The sequence below is a fragment of the Treponema sp. SP13 genome, from assembly GCF_050938355.1.
Classification (GTDB): domain Bacteria; phylum Spirochaetota; class Spirochaetia; order Treponematales; family Treponemataceae; genus Treponema_D; species Treponema_D socranskii.
On the sequence record NZ_JADOVM010000002.1, the window covers coordinates 415,641 to 435,260 of the forward strand.

General features: G+C 49.9%; 18 protein-coding genes. 9 read left to right on the forward strand and 9 right to left on the reverse strand.

All coding sequences use genetic code 11. The features are described 5' to 3' along the window. Nucleotides 1-43 precede the first annotated feature (43 nt). Nucleotides 44-394, forward strand: a complete 351-nt coding sequence (locus IZU26_RS06075; RefSeq protein WP_021331323.1) for a DUF1622 domain-containing protein — start codon at nucleotides 44-46, stop codon at nucleotides 392-394. Nucleotides 395-398: 4 nt separating this feature from the next. Here the strand turns inward: IZU26_RS06075 and queA are convergent, their stop codons facing one another. From queA to thrA, 7 genes are read right to left on the reverse strand one after another with little or no spacing between them, the layout of a single operon-like run. Then, nucleotides 399-1,433, reverse strand: a complete 1,035-nt coding sequence (queA, locus tag IZU26_RS06080) for a tRNA preQ1(34) S-adenosylmethionine ribosyltransferase-isomerase QueA (RefSeq protein ID WP_433277537.1) — start codon at nucleotides 1,431-1,433, stop codon at nucleotides 399-401. Beyond that, nucleotides 1,408-2,481, reverse strand: a complete 1,074-nt coding sequence (gene ruvB / locus IZU26_RS06085) for a Holliday junction branch migration DNA helicase RuvB (RefSeq protein WP_051169991.1) — start codon at nucleotides 2,479-2,481, stop codon at nucleotides 1,408-1,410. Before ruvB ends, queA begins: the two co-directional genes overlap by 26 nt. A gap of 32 nt (nucleotides 2,482-2,513) precedes the next feature. Further along, nucleotides 2,514-3,128: a Holliday junction branch migration protein RuvA gene (gene ruvA, locus IZU26_RS06090; protein WP_433277539.1), complete on the reverse strand. Its 615-nt coding sequence runs from the start codon at nucleotides 3,126-3,128 to the stop codon at nucleotides 2,514-2,516. A 12-nt stretch (nucleotides 3,129-3,140) separates the two neighbouring features. Then, nucleotides 3,141-3,683, reverse strand: a complete 543-nt coding sequence (gene ruvC / locus IZU26_RS06095) for a crossover junction endodeoxyribonuclease RuvC (RefSeq protein ID WP_433277541.1) — start codon at nucleotides 3,681-3,683, stop codon at nucleotides 3,141-3,143. A 2-nt stretch (nucleotides 3,684-3,685) separates the two neighbouring features. After that, nucleotides 3,686-4,177, reverse strand: a complete 492-nt coding sequence (gene ilvN / locus IZU26_RS06100; RefSeq protein ID WP_021331315.1) for an acetolactate synthase small subunit — start codon at nucleotides 4,175-4,177, stop codon at nucleotides 3,686-3,688. Between the two features lie 19 nt (nucleotides 4,178-4,196). Further along, nucleotides 4,197-6,170 (reverse strand): 3-deoxy-7-phosphoheptulonate synthase, encoded by a 1,974-nt coding sequence (gene aroF / locus IZU26_RS06105; RefSeq protein WP_433277544.1) that lies wholly within the window; start codon nucleotides 6,168-6,170, stop codon nucleotides 4,197-4,199. 33 nt (nucleotides 6,171-6,203) lie between these two features. Then, nucleotides 6,204-8,699, reverse strand: coding sequence for a bifunctional aspartate kinase/homoserine dehydrogenase I (thrA, locus tag IZU26_RS06110; RefSeq protein ID WP_433277546.1), 2,496 nt, complete (start codon nucleotides 8,697-8,699; stop codon nucleotides 6,204-6,206). A gap of 345 nt (nucleotides 8,700-9,044) precedes the next feature. Between thrA and IZU26_RS06115 the strand changes: the two genes are divergently transcribed. The 6 genes from IZU26_RS06115 (at nucleotide 9,045) to IZU26_RS06140 (ending at nucleotide 13,429) form a co-directional block, all read left to right on the forward strand. Next, the gene (locus tag IZU26_RS06115; protein ID WP_433277548.1) at nucleotides 9,045-9,410 is read left to right on the forward strand and encodes a cupin domain-containing protein; all 366 of its coding nucleotides are present in this window, start codon (nucleotides 9,045-9,047) and stop codon (nucleotides 9,408-9,410) included. 71 nt (nucleotides 9,411-9,481) lie between these two features. Further along, nucleotides 9,482-9,766, forward strand: a complete 285-nt coding sequence (locus IZU26_RS06120) for a BrnT family toxin (RefSeq protein ID WP_433277550.1) — start codon at nucleotides 9,482-9,484, stop codon at nucleotides 9,764-9,766. A 1-nt stretch (nucleotide 9,767) separates the two neighbouring features. After that, nucleotides 9,768-9,980, forward strand: a complete 213-nt coding sequence (locus tag IZU26_RS06125) for a CopG family antitoxin (RefSeq protein ID WP_318711939.1) — start codon at nucleotides 9,768-9,770, stop codon at nucleotides 9,978-9,980. Nucleotides 9,981-10,200: 220 nt separating this feature from the next. Then, on the forward strand, nucleotides 10,201-11,094 hold the full coding sequence (locus tag IZU26_RS06130; protein WP_433277552.1) for a hypothetical protein: 894 nt from the start codon (nucleotides 10,201-10,203) through the stop codon (nucleotides 11,092-11,094). Nucleotides 11,095-11,358: 264 nt separating this feature from the next. After that, nucleotides 11,359-12,624, forward strand: a complete 1,266-nt coding sequence (locus tag IZU26_RS06135) for a TRAP transporter large permease (RefSeq protein ID WP_433277554.1) — start codon at nucleotides 11,359-11,361, stop codon at nucleotides 12,622-12,624. Between the two features lie 10 nt (nucleotides 12,625-12,634). Beyond that, the gene (locus IZU26_RS06140) at nucleotides 12,635-13,429 is read left to right on the forward strand and encodes an SDR family NAD(P)-dependent oxidoreductase (protein ID WP_433277556.1); all 795 of its coding nucleotides are present in this window, start codon (nucleotides 12,635-12,637) and stop codon (nucleotides 13,427-13,429) included. A 182-nt stretch (nucleotides 13,430-13,611) separates the two neighbouring features. On the opposite strand, the gene IZU26_RS06145 is transcribed toward IZU26_RS06140, so the two are convergent. Continuing rightward, on the reverse strand, nucleotides 13,612-15,261 hold the full coding sequence (locus IZU26_RS06145; RefSeq protein WP_433277558.1) for a hypothetical protein: 1,650 nt from the start codon (nucleotides 15,259-15,261) through the stop codon (nucleotides 13,612-13,614). A 1-nt stretch (nucleotide 15,262) separates the two neighbouring features. After that, nucleotides 15,263-15,892, reverse strand: a complete 630-nt coding sequence (locus tag IZU26_RS06150; protein WP_433277560.1) for a penicillin-binding protein activator LpoB — start codon at nucleotides 15,890-15,892, stop codon at nucleotides 15,263-15,265. Between the two features lie 239 nt (nucleotides 15,893-16,131). Here IZU26_RS06150 and rsgA point away from each other — a divergent pair, with 239 nt between their 5' ends. Together rsgA and IZU26_RS06160 are read left to right on the forward strand one after the other, a co-directional pair. Then, nucleotides 16,132-17,091 (forward strand): ribosome small subunit-dependent GTPase A, encoded by a 960-nt coding sequence (gene rsgA / locus IZU26_RS06155; RefSeq protein ID WP_433277562.1) that lies wholly within the window; start codon nucleotides 16,132-16,134, stop codon nucleotides 17,089-17,091. A 1-nt stretch (nucleotide 17,092) separates the two neighbouring features. Next, nucleotides 17,093-19,582: an endonuclease MutS2 gene (locus IZU26_RS06160; RefSeq protein ID WP_433277564.1), complete on the forward strand. Its 2,490-nt coding sequence runs from the start codon at nucleotides 17,093-17,095 to the stop codon at nucleotides 19,580-19,582. Nucleotides 19,583-19,620 lie beyond the last annotated feature (38 nt).

Sequence of the window (19,620 nt, forward strand, 5' to 3'; positions counted from 1 at the left end):
CAGAAAAATTAATAAAATTATTTTTACAGGAGTTGTAAAAACCATGAAAGAGATTTTATATCCGATTCTCGAACACATCGAATTTGTTATAAGCGTCATAAGCATCGCCGTCGTCATCTACGGTGCGCTCATCGCCGTCGTGCAGTTCATCAAAGGAGAAGTGCTGCATTTCAGCGGCAAAGAAAAACTTCGCACAATCATGATCATCCGTTCGGATTTGGGCGTTTATCTTTTGCTCGGTCTCGAACTCCTCATCGCAGCCGATATCATAAAGACGATTTTAAATCCCGCGCTCATCGAACTTTTGACGCTCGGCGGCATCGTGCTTTTACGGACGATCTTATCGGTTTTCCTCGAACGCGAAATGAAAGGCTTAAAAGAACTCAGCGAGTGAAGCGTCAGCGGATGAGCATCGCGTCTCCGTAGCTAAAAAAACGGTAACGCTTTTCTACGGCGATTTTATACGCATTTAAAATATGTTCTCGCCCGGCAAAAGCGCTCACAAGCATGATGAGCGTCGATTCGGGCGTGTGAAAATTCGTAAAGAGTTCGTCCGCGACTTTAAATCGAAAACCGGGATACATAAAAATATGCGTACTCCCCGACCCCGCTTTTACAAAACCGTTTTCATCGCATGAAGATTCGAGCGTTCTCACGGACGTCGTTCCGACGGCAAGCACGCGTCTCCCGCTCCGTTTTGCATCGTTGATCTTTTGCGCGGTAAGGTCGGGCACCGTGTACGCTTCTTCGTGCATTTTGTGTTTTTCGATTTCGCTTTCGCGTACGGGCAAAAAGGTTCCGAGCCCGACGTGGAGCGTCACCCACGCGATATCGATTCCCTTCTCTTTCAGGCGCGAAAGCATATCTTCGGTAAAGTGAAGGCCGGCAGTCGGACAAGCTGCGCTCCCGGTCGTCTTTGCATACACGTTTTGATAGCGCTCCGCATCGGAAGCCGTATCGCCTCGCTTGATGTAAGGAGGAAGCGGTATGTGACCGTTTTTTTCAAACCAGCTTTCGGAAATCGGATTGTCAAACTTGAGATTTCGAAATTCCGTTCCGGCATCTTCTCCCTCGATAACGCCGAAAAAGCCGTCCGGAAACGCGTAACGCATGCCGCGCTTTTGCTTTTTTGCGCCCTTTACCATCGTACGCCACAGAAAGCCTTTTTCATCGATTTGATGTAAAAACATAAACTCGCATTCGCGGCCGGTCGTCTCTTTTACGCCGAACACACGCGCGCGGCGGACTCGAGAATCGTTAAAGACGGCGAGCGTACCGGGCTCAAGCAAGTCGGGAAGATCGCGCATATCGAAGTGCGAAACGCTGCCGCTCTTCTTATCGAGGCGCATGAGTTTATCTTCGCCCCGTATACCCGACGGGTGCTGCGCGACAAGCTCTTCCGGCAGATCAAAATAAAAGTCCGTCGTTTTCATGACGAATCGCTCCTTCGATGCCGAGATGTTTGTACGCTTTTTCAGTCGCAAGTCGTCCCCTGTTCGTCCGCTGCAAAAGTCCGCATTGAATGAGATAGGGTTCATAGTAATCGACGAGGGTATCGAGCGATTCTCCGACGGATATCGCAAGCGTTTCCGCTCCGACCGGCCCGCCGCCGAAGTTTTCGATAACCGAACGCAAAATCGTTCTGTCGTAACGCTCAAGGCCGAGACTGTCGATTTCGAGGCGTGAAAGACCGGCTTCGACGATATCCTTTGTGATCCTGCCGCGTCCGTCCACTTGCGCAAAATCGCGCATACGCTTGAGTACGCGGTTTGCGACACGGGGCGTTCCGCGCGAACACGATGCGATGAGAAAGGCCGCATCGTCGTCGACCGAAACGGAAAGCAGCTTCGCGGAACGGTGAATGATCGAAGCGAGCTCTTCGCCCGTATAATAATTCAAGTGCTCGATGATACCGAAGCGGCTGACAAGAGGCGTCGATACGCTGCCCGCCCGCGTCGTCGCTCCGACAAGCGTAAACGGAGGAATCGGAATGCGCACCGTGCGGGCTGCCGCTCCCTGACCGATCACCCAGTCGAGTTCGAAGTCTTCCATCGCGATGTAGAGCATTTCTTCGATCGCGGGCTTGAGCCGATGGATTTCATCGATAAAAAATACCGTCCGCGGCGTAATCGTCGAAAGGATGCCGACGAGGTCTTTGGGTTTGTCGAGCGCGGGTGCAGAGGTTATCTTAAAATCCGCGCCGAGTTCGTGCGCGGTGATCTGAGCGAGCGTCGTTTTGCCGAGTCCCGGCGGCCCGATTAAAAAGAGGTGATCGAGCGCTTCTTCCCGGTTCCGCGCCGCGGCGATAAAGACCGAAAGATTTTTTTTCGTCGTCTCCTGTCCGAGGAATTCGTTTAAAAGCTGAGGGCGGAGTTTGTTTTCCTGTGCGTCCTCTTCACCTGAAAAATCGGCGCGGACGATGCGGGAAAAATCCTCCGGAGCGGAAAGGGACGGGGCAAGTGCGGCATTTTCATCGTGCATTTCAGCGTCGGTGCGTATTTTGCGTTTTCCGCTCATTGTGCAAGCTCCGTGAGGGCGCGGCGGAACACCGCATCCTCTTTTTCGGTTTGTTTTTTCGCGTCCCAGCCGCCCGTCTTTGAAAGACTCGAAGCCGAAGATGCGACCGCACCTTCGCATATCTTTCGTTCATAGCCCATAGATACGAGAGATGCGACGACCGCTTCAAAGGGATTCGCACTTACGCGGCGGGTATCGGGGGCGCCCGGAATGGTCAGTTTGCCTTTGAGTGCAAGCAGCATTTTCGCCGCGGTCTTTTTTCCGATACCCGGAATCCGCTCGAGCACGGAAACGTCTCCCTTGTCGAGAGCCGAAACGAGATCGCTTCCCGCGATATTCGTCAGAATCTTTACCGCAGCCTTCGGGCCGATGCCGTCGACTTTTAAAAGGTCGAAAAAAAGAGAGCGTTCTTCGTCCGACGCAAAACCGTAAAGCGACATGATATCTTGGCTATGCACGAGATACGTAAATATCCTGCCCTCTTCTCCGACGCGGGGAAGCGCATCGAGCGAAGAGCCGGGTACGGTGAGCATCCACTCGATGCCGTGCGTATCGATCGAAACCGTGTTTTGAGATTTCCCGGTAATCGTGCCGGTAAGGCTGTTGAACATGAGACCACTATATCACAAAACATTTGCATAGTGCAAATGCGTGAGCGCGCCCGCGAGCGCGTCGGCTGCGTGATCGGGCTTCGGTTCGGCTTCGAGAGCCAGGAGGAGTTTTACGTATTTTTCGACGAGAGCCTTGTCCGCTGCGGCCGTCCCCGTCACCGCCTGTTTGATTTGATTGGGTGTATATTCTCCGAGAGAGATACCGTGCTGAGCGATGCACAGCGTTGCCACTCCCCGCGCTTCGGCAACACCCATCGCGGAAGACGTATTGCGCGCAAAATACAGTTTTTCCATCGCCGCTTCTCCGGGAGAGAATTCTTCGATGATCGAACAGAGCCGTGCGTACAGCGCCAAAAGGCGTTCGCCGTGCGGAGTGCGGGCAGCGGTTTCTATGACGCCGTAGCTTACCATGCGGTAGCGGCCGTCTTTATAATCGACCACTCCGAATCCCGTCGATGCAAGTCCCGGATCGATGCCGAGCACGCGCCGGATCTTTTTGCCGGATTTTTTTGCCCAGGCATTTTCCGTTCCCGGAAGCGGTTCGAAGCCGTGCATGATTATTTTAAAACGTCCTCGCCGCGCCCCATCGCGTTCAATCCCGTTTTGGCAAATTCGAGGATGCCGTAAGGTTCGAGGAGGGCGATGAGGCTCGCGATTTTTTCTTCGCTGCCGGTCGCTTCGATGATCACGGATCCCGTGCTTACGTCGACGATGTGCGCGCGGAAGATATCGCAGGTTCCGATGATCGCCGCCCTGTTTTCCGCACCGGCCTTTACTTTGATGAGCGCCATTTCGCGTTCGCAGGTTTTCGCGGGATCGCAGTGCTGAATCGAAATCACTTCGACGAGCTTTGCAAGCTGCTTTTCGATTTGATCGAGGATGTATTCGTCGCCCTTTACGACGATCGTCATGCGCGACTGTTCGGGATTTTCGGTCGCGCACACGGTAAGAGAATCGATGTTGTAACCGCGCCTGGAAAAAAGCCCCGATACGCGGCTCAAAACGCCCGCATGATTTTCCACGAGAATCGATATCACGTAATTTTTCATACAAACCTCATTGCCGCGCCTATATCTTTTTTCTGCTTTCGGCGTAAATGCCGAGGAGCCGCACGTCTTCGGCTTCCGCTTTGAGCGCGGTCATCACGCCGTCGACGTACGAAGCGGCATCGCGCTCGTCTTCAGGAAGCTCCGCGTCCGCGTAAAAACGATAACGCCACGGCTCGCCGTGAATCGGACGCGATTCGAGCCGCGTCAAATTGAGACGGGACAACCGAAATACGCCGAGACAAGTACACAGCGCGCCCGGTTCGTTTTTTACGCTGAACATAAACGATGCAGTATTCGGCTTTGCGTTCCACGCTTTATAATTTTTATCGGCCGTCCGCTTCCCGCCGTTCGAATCGACAAAGTGATTCGGGGCAATGACGACAAAGCGCGTATAATTTGCCGCGTCGTCTTCGATCGAATCTTTGAGCACTTCAAGATTATAATAATCGGCGTTGACGGCGCTTGCGATCGCAGCGTTTTCTTTCGACGCGAGCTCGGCAACTTCGCTTGCAGCCGTCGCCGTAGAAACGCATTCGATTTTACTCCAATTATAGCGCAGAAGAAATTTCGAACACTGACTGAGCGCCTGCGGATGCGAATACACCGTTTTTATCGAATCGAGCGACGCGCCTTTGACGCCGAGCAGTGAATGCTGAATGCGAAGCAGCACCGCACCGACGATGCTTACATCTTCAAACTGCGTCAAGTTATCGTAGTTTTCGTACACCGAACCCGCAAGCGTGTTTTCGATAGGCACCATGCCGTAATCCGCTTCTCCACTTGCGACCTTTTGAAAAATTTCGCGGAACGAATCGACCGAAAGAGAAGCCGCATCCCCGTCAAAATAACGCGATATCGCCTGCTCCGCATAGGCGCCCCGCTTTCCGCTGAACGCGCATACGACGCCTTCGTGCGATTTTTTTGGCCCGGACTCTTCACTCTTTTTTTCCGCGTTCCTTACACGCACGAGGGATTTTCCGACGACGGGCGAAAGCGCTTCTATGTCGCGCATGAGTTTATCGAACTGTTCGGGATACAGCGACTGCGCTCCGTCGGAAAGCGCTTTATCGGGATTGCAGTGCACTTCCACGATGATCCCGTCGGCTCCTGCGGCGACGGCTGCGAGAGCCATAGGTGACACTTTATCACGGATGCCGAGGGCATGACTCGGATCGACGATGATCGGAAGGTGCGTCATACTCCGCAAAATGGGGATCGCCGAAAGATCGAGCGTATTGCGCGTCGCCCGCTCGTAAGTGCGGATACCGCGTTCGCACAAAATCACGTTTTTGCAGCCCGACGAAAGCAGGTATTCCGCGGACATAAGCCACTCTTCGATCGTCGCTGAAAGCCCGCGCTTTAAAATCACCGGCTTATCGATTTTTCCGAGCCGCTTTAACAATTCGAAGTTTTGCATATTGCGCGCGCCGACTTGATACACGTCGACGCCGTGAGCTTCCATAACGGGAATGTACTCCGACGCGACGACTTCGGTAACGACCGGCATACCGTACGCATCGCCGGCTTCTTTTAATAATTTTAAGCCTTCTTCGCCCAAGCCTTGAAACGAATACGGAGAAGTGCGCGGTTTATAGGCGCCGCCCCGCAGCATGGCCGCTCCGCTTTTTGCAACGCTTTCGGCCGCACACATCATCTGCTCCCGTGATTCGACGGCACAGGGACCTGCAATCGCCGTGATGCGCATGCCGCCGACTTTGATAACTTGACCGCGGTTTGAAAGGATTTCGACGACGGTGTTTTCGGGCTTGAACTCGCGGCTCGCCATCTTGTACGGTTTTGAAATCGGAATGACGCGCTCGACGCCGGAAAGTATTTCGACTTCACGCGGATCGACTTTGAGTTTGCCGACGGCGGCGATGATCGTCGCTTCTTCTCCGACGATTTCATTCGTTTTAAAATCATTTTGCGCGAGAAAGAGCGCGAGCTTTTTTCTGTCGTCTTCGGAAATATTCTTTTTTAAAACGATAACCATAGCGCGCCTCCGCCGATTTTGAGACAACCCTCTCTATTTTTCGGGATTAAAGCTTACCGTACGCAAAATATCTCCGAAAACGCCCGCCGCCGTCACGCCCGCACCCGCTCCGTAACCGCGCACGGTGAGCGGAATCGGCTGATAGCGTTCGGTGTGAAATACAAAGGCATTTTCCCCGCCCTTTACGCCGTAGAGCGGATCGTCTTTGCCGACTTCGAGCATACCGACGGTATAGGTGCCGTCTTTAATCGACGCGCCCATGCGGAGCACTTTGCCTTCTTTTCGAAGATCGGCGATCTTTTTATGAAAATAGTCGTCGACTTCTTCGAGCTTTTTCATAAACTCTTCGACCGTACCCGACGAATCGAAAGAATCGGGAAACACTTTGTTGATTTTGACATCGTCGAGTTCGATCGCAGCCCCCGCCTCTCGCGCGATGATAAGCGCTTTTCGTGCGACGTCCATACCGTTCAAATCGTCGCGCGGATCGGGCTCGGTAAAGCGAAGCTCTTTCGCTTCTTGTACCGCTTTGCTGAACGGCACGTCTTCGTCGAGCCGTCCGAAAATATACGAAAGAGATCCCGACATGATGCCCGTAAAGCCCGTAAGCTTATCTCCGCTTTTAAATAAATTCTGCAGCGTGTCGATGATGGGAAGCCCCGCGCCGACGTTCGCTTCGTAGAGAAAGCGGCGCCTCATACCGTTTGCGATTTTCCGCAGCTCGCGATAATAATCGATCTTCATCGAGTTCGCCCGCTTGTTCGGCGTTACGACCGAAAGACCGGCTTTGAACAGATCGATGTAGCGTTCCGGCAAATCGTAGGAAGCGGTACAGTCGACGAACACGGGATTGAGCGGTTTCGTCTCTTTGACGAATTTAATAATTTCATCGACGCTCGACTTCTGCGGCATCTCTTTTATTTTTTCCCGCCACGATGCAAGATCTATGCCGTCGGCTTCGACGAACATTCCGTCGACCGTCGAAATCGCCATAACGCGGATATCGACGTTTTCCGAAAGCAGCTTTTCCCTCTGGTCGCGGATTTGGTCGATGAGCGCGCCGCCGATCGTTCCCGCTCCGAACACAAACACTTCGATAGTCTGCGCCGTGTTGAAAAAGAAGCGGTGAGCGGCGCGAACGGCGGTGTCCCCGTATTCGCCGAGCACGACGCAGGACGTACAGCGCTCCGACGAACCTTGCGCGATCGCAATGATATTGACGTCTTGAGAAGCGAGCGCGGAAAAAAAACGTGATGCCACTCCGCGCTTTTGAATCATGTTGTCGCCGACGATCGAAACGATTGCGCAGTTTTTTTCCACTTCGATCGGGTTGATGACGCCGTCGCTTATTTCGAGTTCGAATTCCGCTTTCAACGCATCGAGGGCGCGGTCGGCTTCCGTATCGCGGATGCAAAACGAAATCGTATATTCCGACGACGACTGCGTAATGAGCAAAATTGAAATCGATGCGCGGGAAACGGCGGCAAAGATTCTGCTTGCCATACCGGTTCTTCCGCGCATATTCGTTCCGCTCACGCTCAGCATCGCCGTATTTTTCAAACACGAAATGCCGCGAACATCTCCGACTTTTTTTTCGCTTTCAAAAGGGCCGCGTCCGATCCTCGTACCGCGGGCATCGGGACGGTGACTGTTTTTACTCCACGCTTCGATATCCTTTGCCGCAAGCGGCGCGATCGTTTTCGGGTGAAGCACTTTGCTTCCGAAAAATGCGAGTTCGAGCGCTTCTTCGTAGCTCATGTCATCGACGAGGATCGCGTCTTTTACGACGCGCGGATCGGCCGTATAGATGCCGTCGACGTCCGTCCAAAATTCCACTTTCGAAGAACCGAGCGATGCGGCGATGATCGAAGCTGAAAAATCGGAACCGTTTCTGCCGAGCAGTCCCGGAACGGGAGCACAGCCGGTACCGCGTATCCACGAGCAGATAAAGCCCGGAAACAATAAAATGCGCGTTTGCGATTGATTTTCTCCGTCGCGGTACGGCAGCATCGCTTCGGCACACTTCGCGTAATCGGGATCCCCTTCTCTGTGATTGCCCGTCGTAAAGATGAATTTTCGCGAATCGAGCAAAATGACGCTCTGCCCTTTTGCGAGCAAAACCGCTTTCATGATCGGCGCGCTTAAAAGCTCTCCCATGCCCATGATGCGGCAGTGAACGGTACCGGGACATTCGCCGAAAGACACGCAGCCGGTTAATAATTTTTCGTATTCTTCGAAAATCGGCACAAGCTCTTTTAAAACCGACGCGGCACTCAAACCCGGAAGTTTCGACTGAAGCTCTTCGCAGATATCCGAGTGAATTTTTCTCAGTTCGTGAACAAAATTTTCTGCATGCATGCCTTTTACGCACGCGTCGATGCTTTCCTGCAATTTATTCGAAACGCCCGCGACGGCGGAAACGACGACGCTTACGCGCCCTGCTTCCGCGCGAGAGATAATAATGTCCGCGGATGAAAGGATGCGGCGTGCGCTTTCCATCGACGTGCCGCCGAATTTTAAAGTAATCATAATTTTCCTCTTAAAAGATATTGTATATGATAACAAAAAGGACGTGCGTACTCAATATGGGGATTTAACATAGGGAGATTTGTTATTGTACGAGGGCTTTTTCCGTCGCGGCGGTCCGGGCATTCAAAGCCCTATAGACAGAATGTGATTTGTCTTTGCTCCGTTTAGTGAGGATAGGCCTAATCTGCCGATTGTTGATTTATTCTTGTGAACAGTTATGGTAGAAAGATGTGATTTTTTTGATCCGCAGCAATTTAGATGGAAAAGCATAGGTTTTTGTGATATTATAAGGAAAGGTCGAAAGGATGTTATGTGGATTGCCCAGTGGGCAACGGAGTTTTAAATATGGAATTAATAAAAAAATCTGAAATCAAAGTTTTAAGTACCCCTGGTGTTAAATCGTTTCAGTTGTTGAATCCAGAAAATAGCAAATCAGAAAGAATAACTATTACAAAAGTATTTGTACAACCGAATAATGAACAGCCTCGACATAAACATGATACTTCTGAGCAGATATGGATTGCTGTAAGTGGTAAAGGAGTTTTGCTTCTTGCTGATGGTAAAGAAGAAATCTTTGAACCAGGAGATGTTGTACGATTTGCAGACGGGGATATTCATGGATTGAGAAACGAAAGCCAGGTTGTATTCGAGTATATTTCTGTGACATCTCCTCCAATGAATTTTGGATATGCTTATAAAGATAAGAAATAATATGGAATCTAAGCACGGTCAAGCCGTGCTTTTTATTGACGAAATAAGCAAGATATAATTATAATATAATTATGGAAATAAAATTTGACTGGGATCCAGAAAAGGCGGAAATAAACTTCAAGAAACATGACGTTTCATTTGAAGAAGCAAAAACTGTTTTTTATGATCCAAATGCAAAGTTGATTGCAGATCCAGATCATTCTGTGGATGAAGATAGATTTATTATTTTAGGAATAAGTAATAATTCTAAAGTGCTGGTTGTCTGTCATTGTTATCGTGAAAATGATGAAGTAATCAGGATTATTTCAGCCAGAAAAGCAACGACAAACGAAAAGAAACAATATGGAGAAAACTAAAATGAGAGAAGAATACGATTTTTCAAACGCAGTAAAGAATCCTTATGTTGGAAAACTTAAGCAGCAGATTACAATTCGTCTTGATGAACAGGTAATAGAATATTTTAAGAAAATGGCAGAAGAAACCGGGATGCCTTATCAGAATATTATTAATTATTACCTTCTTGAATGTGTAAAAGAAAAGAAGCATATGGAAGTTGCATTTGCAAAGTAAAAACACATAACACAGTTTTCAAAGCCGACAAGTTGCTGATGCAACTTGCGGTTTAAAACAATGTTAGAATGACGCCTTTGGCGCGGGGAACGAGATTCTCAATAAGTATTTGTTTACGATGGGAAAAAAGAGATGAAAAGGGGATTATTTCAGGAGATTATTCCCGAAGAGTTTATAAATTCTTCTACACGAAATTGGAATATTTCATTATTAAAGAGTCTTGATATATGGGGGGGGGGGGGAGTTTGCATATTCAGATGGTAAACTTTCAAATTATAAAAGAACTATCAAGAGACATATTGTTAACTATATTTATCCGAATGATGACTTTGACAGGTATCCCATTTATTTCATTTCGATAAGACCAAAAACTAGGTTTAATAAATTTGTAAAGTTTCTGAGTGCTGATAGAAAATACTTTACCCTGACCTTTTTTGAAGGATTAATACCACATTTTAAAAAGTTTAATGTAGAAGATATTGCAAATTTCCTAGATATTGATTGTAAAAATGGCGTGACCTTACAGGTAGAATCAAAATATGTTGTTTGTTCAAATGGAGCTGAGAAAAAAGTTATATCGATTTATGATTTACTTCATGAATTTGGTTATCATTTTAAACTTAAGAATAAAATACTGTATGTGGGGTATTCTGAAAATCCGGAAAATCGACCTTTTGAAGGTTTCCATGGAGGTTTGACACAAATACTTTATGGGATATTCAATAGAAATATGAACGACATTTTCATTAATTATCAACAATTTCATGTAAATTCATTTATAAGTTCACAAAAAGGCATATATTTTCAGGCAAGCAATACGATGCTAAATGAAGTTGATGTTAAAACGGAAACCAAGATAATTGAATCAACACTGATTAAGTACTATCTAGAAAAAAAACGAAAAAATTTTAATAAAGAAATCGGTTATTTAAAAAATAGAATTGAAGGAGAACTTGCTGATTTAAATATACATGAAATTACTATGGTCTTAAATTACTATCAAAGCAATTCAATGTTTCGTTATAAAGACCCTCGAATGAAAAACAAAGATATACCAGAATTCAGTATAAAAAATGTGGATGGAAAAATTCTTCTAACACCCGCTTCAACCTGACATTGCCTTTGCGGCAAATGCAGGTTAAGCGAATGTTAGACGGACAGCGATGTTGCGCTGGGAGGGAAAATAAAAAGTAAAGAAGTAATAATTGAACAGCAGAAAGATTTTATTCAGAATATAAAAAATAAAACTTCAGAATTTATAAATTCAGTGGATAAATCAGAAATTGAAACTATTCTTCTTTCAGGTAGTATTTCCCGTGGTGATTTTTTTCCTGCAAAAAAAAGAGCAAATCAATTCCGTCGCTGTTGAGAGATAATTATGACGTTATTTTTTATCGTATGGATCATTTTACTCGTTATCGGTATGCCGATAACTTTTGCGATTATATGTGCATGTCTTATATATATGTTCCAACACGGCGGTATCATGCTTTGCGCGCAGCGGCTTGTCGCAGGTGTCGATTCATATACGCTTTTGGCGGTACCGTTTTTTATCTTCAGCGGCAATTTAATGAACGCGACCGGTATCACCGATCGTATTTTCACATTTGCAAAAACCTGTGTCGGACATATTCCCGGCGGACTCGGCCACGTAAATGTGCTTGCAAGTCTACTCTTTTCGGGTATGTCCGGCTCTGCGCATGCGGATGCAGGCGGTTTGGGACAGATAGAAATTCAAGCGATGAGGGAAGAAGGTTTTGACGACGGATTCAGCGGTGCGATCACTGCAGCGTCGAGCGTCGTCGGGCCGCTTATGCCGCCGAGTATTCCGTTGGTAATCTACGGGGCGATTGCAAGCGTCTCCGTCGGTAAACTGTTTTTAGGCGGCGTGTTTCCCGCAATCCTCGTTTCCATTTCGCTTATGATATACGTCTATTTTTATGCGAAAAAGCGTCATTACAAAACCTATCCCAAATCAACTTTTAGCGAACGGTGGAATGCATTCGTTAAAGCCTTTCCCGCATTGCTTACACCGATCATCATCATCGGCGGTATCTTTTCGGGCATTTTTACTCCGACGGAAGCCGCTGCGGTTACATCGTTTTATGCGCTGATCCTCGGTATCTTCGTATATAAAACGTTTTCATTAAGCGTGATGCGGAAAGTGCTGAAAGATACGTTGAGCAATGCGGCGGTTATAGGGTTTTTGACGGCTGCCATTTCGCTTATGGGTTACGTGCTTGCACGTGAACAGATACCGCAAAAAATAGCGATGTTCTTTTTACGGTATACGTCCAACCCCATCGTATTTTTACTCGCAGTCGATTTATTGTTAGTCATACTCGGATGCGTTATCGAAACGATGGCTATACAATTGCTCGTCATTCCGATGCTCGTTCCCGTTGCGATCGCATTGGGAATCGACCCCGTGCATTTCGGTGTCGTCGTAACGATGAATATGATGATCGGCATATTGACGCCGCCGATGGGCGTATCGCTGTTCGTGGTTTCCAAGATAAGCGGCATTCCTTTCAAAACGCTTGCAAAATCGATATTGCCGATGTTTATCCCGCTCACGATTGTTTTATTATTGCTGATTTTCTTCCCGCAGATCGTTATGTTCCTGCCGAATTTAATGCGTTAAGGATTGAACGATGGGAAGCACGGAAGCATTGTTTCGGTTAGACAATAAAATCGCCGTCGTTACGGGCGGCTACACCGGACTCGGACGCGACATAGTCGATGCGTTTCTTGAATACGGTGCAAAAGTCGTTTTTACATCCCGTGAACTCTCCCGCGCTGAACGGGTCGCAAAGCTCATCGACGGAAATGCCTATGCGTACGAATTGGATCAGACGGATTATGCAAGTTGTCAAACGCTTGCCGATACCGTCGTACGGCAATTCGGGCGAATCGATATTCTTGTCAATAATGCGGGCGGCGGATCGGGAAAAGGCGAATGCAATTTTTTGAAACGGGATCCCGCCGCTATAAAGGCTATGATAGACAGCAACCTTGTAGGAGTGCTCTATTGTTGTCAGACTGCAGCACGATACATGGCCGAACAAAAATCGGGATGTATTATAAATCTCGCCTCCATCGCAGCGCTTGTAGGACGCAACAGAGCGATGTATCACAGAGCGCATAAGATGGAACAGCCTATAGAATATGCCGCCGCAAAAAGCGGTATACTCGGATTAACCCGCGATCTTGCAGCGTTTATGGCACCCTATAATGTACGCGTCAACGCTCTCTCTCCCGGAGGATTCGACAAAGGGGAATTGTCGCCGGCCTTTTTAGAAGAATATTCGGCGTTGACACCGCTCGGCCATATGGGGGTACTGCATAAGGATATTAAAGGCGCCGCCGTATTTTTAGCATCGGAAGCGTCAAGTTATGTTACCGGACATAACCTTGTCATCGACGGCGGTTTTTCGGAATGCCGTTAAAAAATCCGCCGCATTTTTTTACATTGAAACATCGCATACTTATCCGCCTTTTAGGGCGTGACCGGCAGTACAAGATTGTACAATTAGTACGGATTTAAGAACTTTTGTTAATAACGCAAATCAAAATCGTCAAGGTACGTTACCGGACATAACCTCTGCATCCTCGCTCATCGAGAGAGCGTTCACTTTTTCATATACGACGATTCAATGAGGATGGGAATGCCCGATTCGACTTTGACGGATGAAAAGCGTTCTTGAAAGACGATATTCGACGCCGTATCGACATACTGCACGGTAACGTCATAGCTTCCCGGTTCGACGGCACATCCGCCCGCATACGCGCGTGCGGGCAGGCACACGCTTTGGCGAATGTCCGCAGTCTCCGCCAAATCGACCGCTTCGATCGCCGCCGTAACGCTGAGATAGGCAAGCTCGTATAAAAGCGCATCGGCAAACGATTTTTTATTGCCGTTCGCATCGGCAAAGGCGGCGAGCGTCGCTTCCCCCGCAGCGACGGCGGTGGACTTTTTGATAAGGCTCCGAACGACGCTTTTGGCAAAGGCTTTTGCCGCATGGGTGCGCACATCCTTATCGACGGCATCGTTGAAATCTTCGAGGAGACTGAGATCGTATACAACAGCCGCCCCGCCCTTCCCGTCCGTGCCGACGACGGACGGATCGTCGTGTTTACCGACGATATTTCGGGCTGCGACGGGTTTACCGGATGCGTTTACATCGGAAACGAGTATCCGCACTCCCGCGATATGAGGCCTCACCGACGACGCGTCGAAGGCCGGATACACGAACTTCAGACGGAAGGCGGGAATGACGACGCCGTTCGGAAAGGGCGGCAGCACGATCATCGCGGCAGACCCGAAACCGATGACGCTGAAATTGAGACCGACGAGCCCGTTGACGACATCGCCCGGAAAATAAAACGACTGCTCGTATCTCCTTCCGATCAGACCGCAAAATGCGATCACGTCGAGTCTGCCCCTGCCCTCCGGCGTCGTAAGCGCCTGTGCAGCGGGAAAACGGGGATTGAGCTTTGCAAGAACATCCGCATCGATCCGCGCATCGTCCGAGTCTCCGTTCATGAGCCGAAAGAGCATACTTACATAGCGGGCGGCGGCGGAATCGCGGAACACGTCGTCCTTCGTCGCTTGGGGCGGCGACTTTGCGATGAGCGCGGGCATATTGATGCCGAACATCGCCGCCGCATAATCGGCATCGGTAATTTCGCGCTTTTGCGGAGCATCCTTTGCAAGCACGGCTTTTCCGTACTTCGCTATGTATTCGCGCTGTTTGTTGCCGATCTTTCTGATTTCGACGAGGGCGCCTTCCGTATCGCCTTTATGATAATAATTGAGCGCGTTGAAGACGTTTACGTAGAGGTATTCGTACACCCTGCCCGAATACTCGGACGCGTTTTCGTTCAGCGTCGCCGAAAGCACGGTGCGGGTAAGGCTTTTCGTAACGGCGTCTTCCATGAGCGCATCGGTTTTATTGCATACTTCGATCGACGAATCGTAGGCTTTGCTGAAATGCTCGGCGAAGGCGAGATCGAGGTATTGGCGGATGCGTTCTTTGTCGGTGATCTTTTGACCGAGCAAAAACGCCGTGCACTTTTCAAAGTCACCTTCGTCGAGCGCTTTATAAAAACGGGCTTCGTTGTATTTTTTCTTTTTAATTGCATGCGGCCGCGAGTCGATATGAGCGAGCGCTTCCGCCTCTCCCTTCGGCGAAGAAGCGCAGGAGGCGAAAACGCAGATGCACGCTGCAGCGACAGCGTTTTGCAGCGCACATCGTATGCGGTATTTCCGTCGCTTCATGCTAGAGCTTTGCTGCCGGACGCGTTATCACTTTTTTGATTTCGCTGTTTTCACCGCTCCACAAAATCTTATTCGTTTCGATATCGTGCAGCTGAGCATACACGAAATACGCGCGAACCGATTTTCGTCCTTCTTTTTGCACCATCGTCTTAATCGAACCGAGTAGCATAACGTCGGCGCCCGTTTCGTTTTTTAAGCGCTTCATCGTTTCTTTGCTCGAATTCGTTTGCTGATCGAGACGTTCATCGCGGAGTTCCGTCCGCTCGTTTTTATCGGAGACGAAGTCCAAGGTTCCGCTGTTGATGATCGCGCTCTGAAAACGCTTTTCGACGATGCTCGTGTCGATGTGTTCGTCGCTGTCGTTGCGGATTTTTCCGACGATGGCGACGGGATTCCGCCCGTTTTGCCGCCGGTATTGCGCGACTGCGGGCGAACTCGCGCAATCGGCGATGAGCGATGCACAGACGATGCGCACATCGTTGTCGTTCCAGTTGCCGTCCATGTCGATGACTTTATCGGCACGGACGCGCCTCACTTTCGTCGTGCCGCACGACGAAACGACAAGCGCACACAGAATCACTGCGGCGAATATACCGTTCCGTTTCATATACACACCCATACTCGTATTCATATTCATACTCCTGAAAATCGATTTACACTGTTACGGTTACGATAATAACATAACACAGGAATTTATGATAGAGAACGCTTCAATATGACGGTATATCGGATAAACCGCGGAATGCGAAAAGACGGCACTGCCGTCCTGACTACAGGTTTCCGCTGCAAGCGGCGACCGGTCGTACTCTGCAGGAATGCGTTCAAACGCCCCCGCTTGCAAAATCGCGTCCTTTTTATTACGATATTTTTATGCAGGGAACGGTCGTCGACGGAACGAATAATTTTTTTACGGTGCGCTGCACTGACGGAAAACCGCGCTCGTGTTCGCTCAAAGGAAAAATATTAAAAAGCGAAGACCGGTTTTACAATCCGCTCGCTCCGGGCGACATTGTGGAAGTCGAAACCGATAAGCTCGATTCTTCGAAGGGGCAAATTCTCTCGCTCGTGCCGCGTAAAAACTCGTTTGTGCGCTGGAACGTCAAACGTAAATGTCCGCAGCTTCTTGCGGCGAATCTCGATTTTATCGTTTTGGTGACAACACCCGACGAACCGCCGTTTCGTCCGCGTTTTATCGACCGCGAACTCGCGCAAGCCGAATGTCAAAATCTCGAACCGATTATCGTATGTAATAAATGCGACCTCGCAGCCGGTGACGACATCGATTTTCAAGCGCGCACAAAAATATGGGAAGACCTCGGATATGCGGTATTGTATGTTTCGGCGAAAACGGGTGCGGGTCTCGATGCATTGGCGCGCTTTCTTGCAGGACGCGTCGCAGCCTTTGTCGGGCAGTCGGGCGTCGGAAAGTCGAGCCTTATAAACGCGCTTGCGGGAAACGAAGCGCTCCGCACGGGGGATTTAAGCCGAAAATACGAGCGCGGCGCTCATACGACAACAAAGGGTTCGCTCAATACGATCGTCATCGATAAGCGCTTTACCGGACGAGAGGGAGATGAGGCTTCGATCATCGATACGCCGGGTATCCGCCGCTTTGTGCTGCACGACATTGCAGCGGAAGATTTGGCGCTTTATTTCCGTGAGTTCAAACCGATCGTCGGCAGTTGTACTTTCGGCATGAGCTGTACGCATACGGCGGAGCCCGGCTGCAAAATCCTCGAAGCCGTGTACGCGGGCGTCATCACCGAAGAACGCTATGCGAGCTGGATGCGCATAAAGGATGAAATGAAATCGCAAAGTTGGGAAGATTAGCATGGACGCATCAGCACTTTCCGAGCTCGACTATTTCCGTATCAGAGACGAAGCGGCCGCCTACTGCGTAAGCGAAGAAGGGAAAAAGAGTTTTTGCCAGCGGCTTCCGCTTACGGACGAAGCGAAAATCGAAGCGCTTAAAAATATAAGCCGCGATTGGAGCGCATACAACTCGTCTTCGTTCGGAATCGCGCTTTTTTCGTGGCCTCCGGTCGCTCCTCTTTTTTTTCGTATAAGCGTTCCGGGTTCTTCTCTTTCCGTCGAAGAGTTTCACGCGCTTTCGCTCTTTTGCGCTTCGGTTAAAAAACTTTCGTCGCACATCGAGGGAGCCGAAAAAGAGCTTTCGATCGAAACGCTTTCCGAAGCCGTCCGACGCCTTCCCGATTTAACGAAGCCCGCGTCCGAGATCGCACGCGTCGTAGCTTCCGACGGAGAGCTGAAAGATCTTCCCGAACTCCGGGAAATAAAAACGAAAATCGCAAACCTCAATAAAAAAATTCAAAGCATTATGCGCTCGTATACGGCAAACCAAAAGCTTTCCTCCGCCCTCGAATCGACGGTGCCCGCTCTCCGTTCGGGTCATCAAGTACTCGCGGTCAAAGCTTCTCACAGAAGCCGCATTGCGGGCATCGTGCACGAAGTGTCGCAGTCGGGGCAAACCGTGTACATAGAACCGGAAGAATCGGTACGGACGGGAAACGAACTGCTCGAAGAAGAGGCGAATCTCCAAATCGCGGTCAAAGCGATTTTAAAAAAGCTTACCGCATCGCTTGCGCCTTATGTGCCCCTGTTCGAAACGGCTCTTTCTTCTATGATCGCGATCGACGAAGCTTATGCGAGGGCGAAATGGGGCGGCGAACACCGCGCGACCTATGCGCTTCCCTGCGGAAAGGATGATGCGCTCACGCTGCTCGGGGCGCGCCATCCCCTGCTCGGAGAAAAAGCGGTGCCTATAGACGTGCGCTTTATGAGCGGAAAAAGAGTTTTAATAATCACGGGGCCGAATACCGGCGGAAAAACGGTTACGCTCAAAACGATAGCGCTCTTTTCGCTTTTGAACCAAAGCGGCTTTCCGATTCCCGCAGCGGAAGGTTCGCGTCTTGCGATCTTCGATAAAGTGTTCGCCGACATAGGCGACGGACAGTCGATCGACTCGTCGCTTTCGACGTTCGGCTCTCACATGAAAAACATCGCGCGCGCGATCGCCGAATGCGGCGAAAAAAGCCTCGTCCTCTTCGACGAACTCGGAAGCGGTACCGATCCGCAGGAAGGAGCTGCGATCGGCATGGCGGTTCTCGACACGCTTATCGAAAAAAAAGCCTTTACGCTCGTGACGACGCATCAGGGCGTGCTCAAAAATTACGGATGGACGCACGAAACCTGCATCAACGCGTCGGCCGAGTTCGACGGGAAAACCCTCGCGCCGACTTACCGCATACTCATGGGCGTTCCGGGCGAAAGCCGCGCCCTCGACATCGCACAAAAAAGCGGGCTCCCTCCTTCCGTCGTCGAAAAAGCGAGAGAGTATATCGCAGGAAATACCGCCGATATTTCCGCCCTTATCGCGGGGCTTACGGCAAAGCACGCCGAAGCCGATGCTCTCCTGCAAGACTGCCGTCGGAAAGAAGAAGAACTCGCGGAAAGGCAATACGTTCTCGACGCAAAAGAGCTCGAAAACCGGCAAAAGGAGCAGGAGCTGCAAGAGGCGGCGCACGAAAAAGCCGAAGCTTTTCTTTCGGAAAGCCGGAAGCGCCTTGAAAATCTCGTTCGCGTCATCAGAGAGGGCGAAATCACGAGGGAAAAAACGCTCGCGGTAAAACGCCACATCGACGAATTGACGGAAGCGGTCGCCTCGCAAAAAAAAGCGCTCGACGAAAAAGGCGAAAAACTTTCCGATGCGCAAAACGCATTTAAAAATATCACTCCGATGCCGCACCCGAAAAGCGCGAAACCGACAAAACGCCGCGTGAAAAACGCTGAAGCGCTCCGCGCGCTCCGAAGCGCGGGCAATGCAAACGAAACGAAAAGCAAAGCGCCGTCTTTTGAACCGGGGACTGCCGTCATTGCAGGTGAAAAACGTATGAGCGGCACGATCCTTTCGCGCACGGGCAAGGAAAGATTTCTCGTACAATTCGGTTCGATAAAAATCGAAATGAAGCAAAAAGATTTGACGCCCGCCGCTTCGCTCTCGCTTTCATCCGCGCCGTTTGTCACCGTCGAAACGAAGCGCGAAAGTGCGGGCGAACATCCGGCTTTCGAACTGCGTCTTTTGGGACTCCGCGAAGCCGAAGCGATCGCCGCCCTCGAACGGCAGCTCGACCTCTGCACGATTCACGATTTTAAGCGCTTCAGCGTCATACACGGAAAGGGAAACGGTGTGCTGCAGCAGGCGGTGCAAAATTATCTTTCGCACTGTGCGGGCGTAAAAGCGTTTCGTTTTGCGCCTCCCGAAGACGGAGGAGCGGGAAAAACCTACGTCGAGCTGCATTGAAAGGGTTCGAGACTTCCGATTGTATGTTCGGCGAAAAT

Coding starts and splice junctions, on each gene's coding strand:
- IZU26_RS06075 (WP_021331323.1), top strand. CDS start 44: ATGAAAGAGATTTTATATCCGATTCTCGAACACATCGAATTTGTTATA.
- ruvB (WP_051169991.1), bottom strand. CDS start 2,481: ATGCACGATGAAAATGCCGCACTTGCCCCGTCCCTTTCCGCTCCGGAG.
- IZU26_RS06150 (WP_433277560.1), bottom strand. CDS start 15,892: ATGAATACGAGTATGGGTGTGTATATGAAACGGAACGGTATATTCGCC.
- ilvN (WP_021331315.1), bottom strand. CDS start 4,177: ATGAAAAATTACGTGATATCGATTCTCGTGGAAAATCATGCGGGCGTT.
- queA (WP_433277537.1), bottom strand. CDS start 1,433: ATGAAAACGACGGACTTTTATTTTGATCTGCCGGAAGAGCTTGTCGCG.
- IZU26_RS06140 (WP_433277556.1), top strand. CDS start 12,635: ATGGGAAGCACGGAAGCATTGTTTCGGTTAGACAATAAAATCGCCGTC.
- IZU26_RS06145 (WP_433277558.1), bottom strand. CDS start 15,261: ATGAAGCGACGGAAATACCGCATACGATGTGCGCTGCAAAACGCTGTC.
- thrA (WP_433277546.1), bottom strand. CDS start 8,699: ATGATTACTTTAAAATTCGGCGGCACGTCGATGGAAAGCGCACGCCGC.
- rsgA (WP_433277562.1), top strand. CDS start 16,132: ATGCAGGGAACGGTCGTCGACGGAACGAATAATTTTTTTACGGTGCGC.
- IZU26_RS06125 (WP_318711939.1), top strand. CDS start 9,768: ATGAGAGAAGAATACGATTTTTCAAACGCAGTAAAGAATCCTTATGTT.
- ruvA (WP_433277539.1), bottom strand. CDS start 3,128: ATGTTCAACAGCCTTACCGGCACGATTACCGGGAAATCTCAAAACACG.
- IZU26_RS06135 (WP_433277554.1), top strand. CDS start 11,359: ATGACGTTATTTTTTATCGTATGGATCATTTTACTCGTTATCGGTATG.
- ruvC (WP_433277541.1), bottom strand. CDS start 3,683: ATGCACGGCTTCGAACCGCTTCCGGGAACGGAAAATGCCTGGGCAAAA.
- IZU26_RS06115 (WP_433277548.1), top strand. CDS start 9,045: ATGGAATTAATAAAAAAATCTGAAATCAAAGTTTTAAGTACCCCTGGT.
- aroF (WP_433277544.1), bottom strand. CDS start 6,170: ATGGTTATCGTTTTAAAAAAGAATATTTCCGAAGACGACAGAAAAAAG.
- IZU26_RS06120 (WP_433277550.1), top strand. CDS start 9,482: ATGGAAATAAAATTTGACTGGGATCCAGAAAAGGCGGAAATAAACTTC.
- IZU26_RS06160 (WP_433277564.1), top strand. CDS start 17,093: ATGGACGCATCAGCACTTTCCGAGCTCGACTATTTCCGTATCAGAGAC.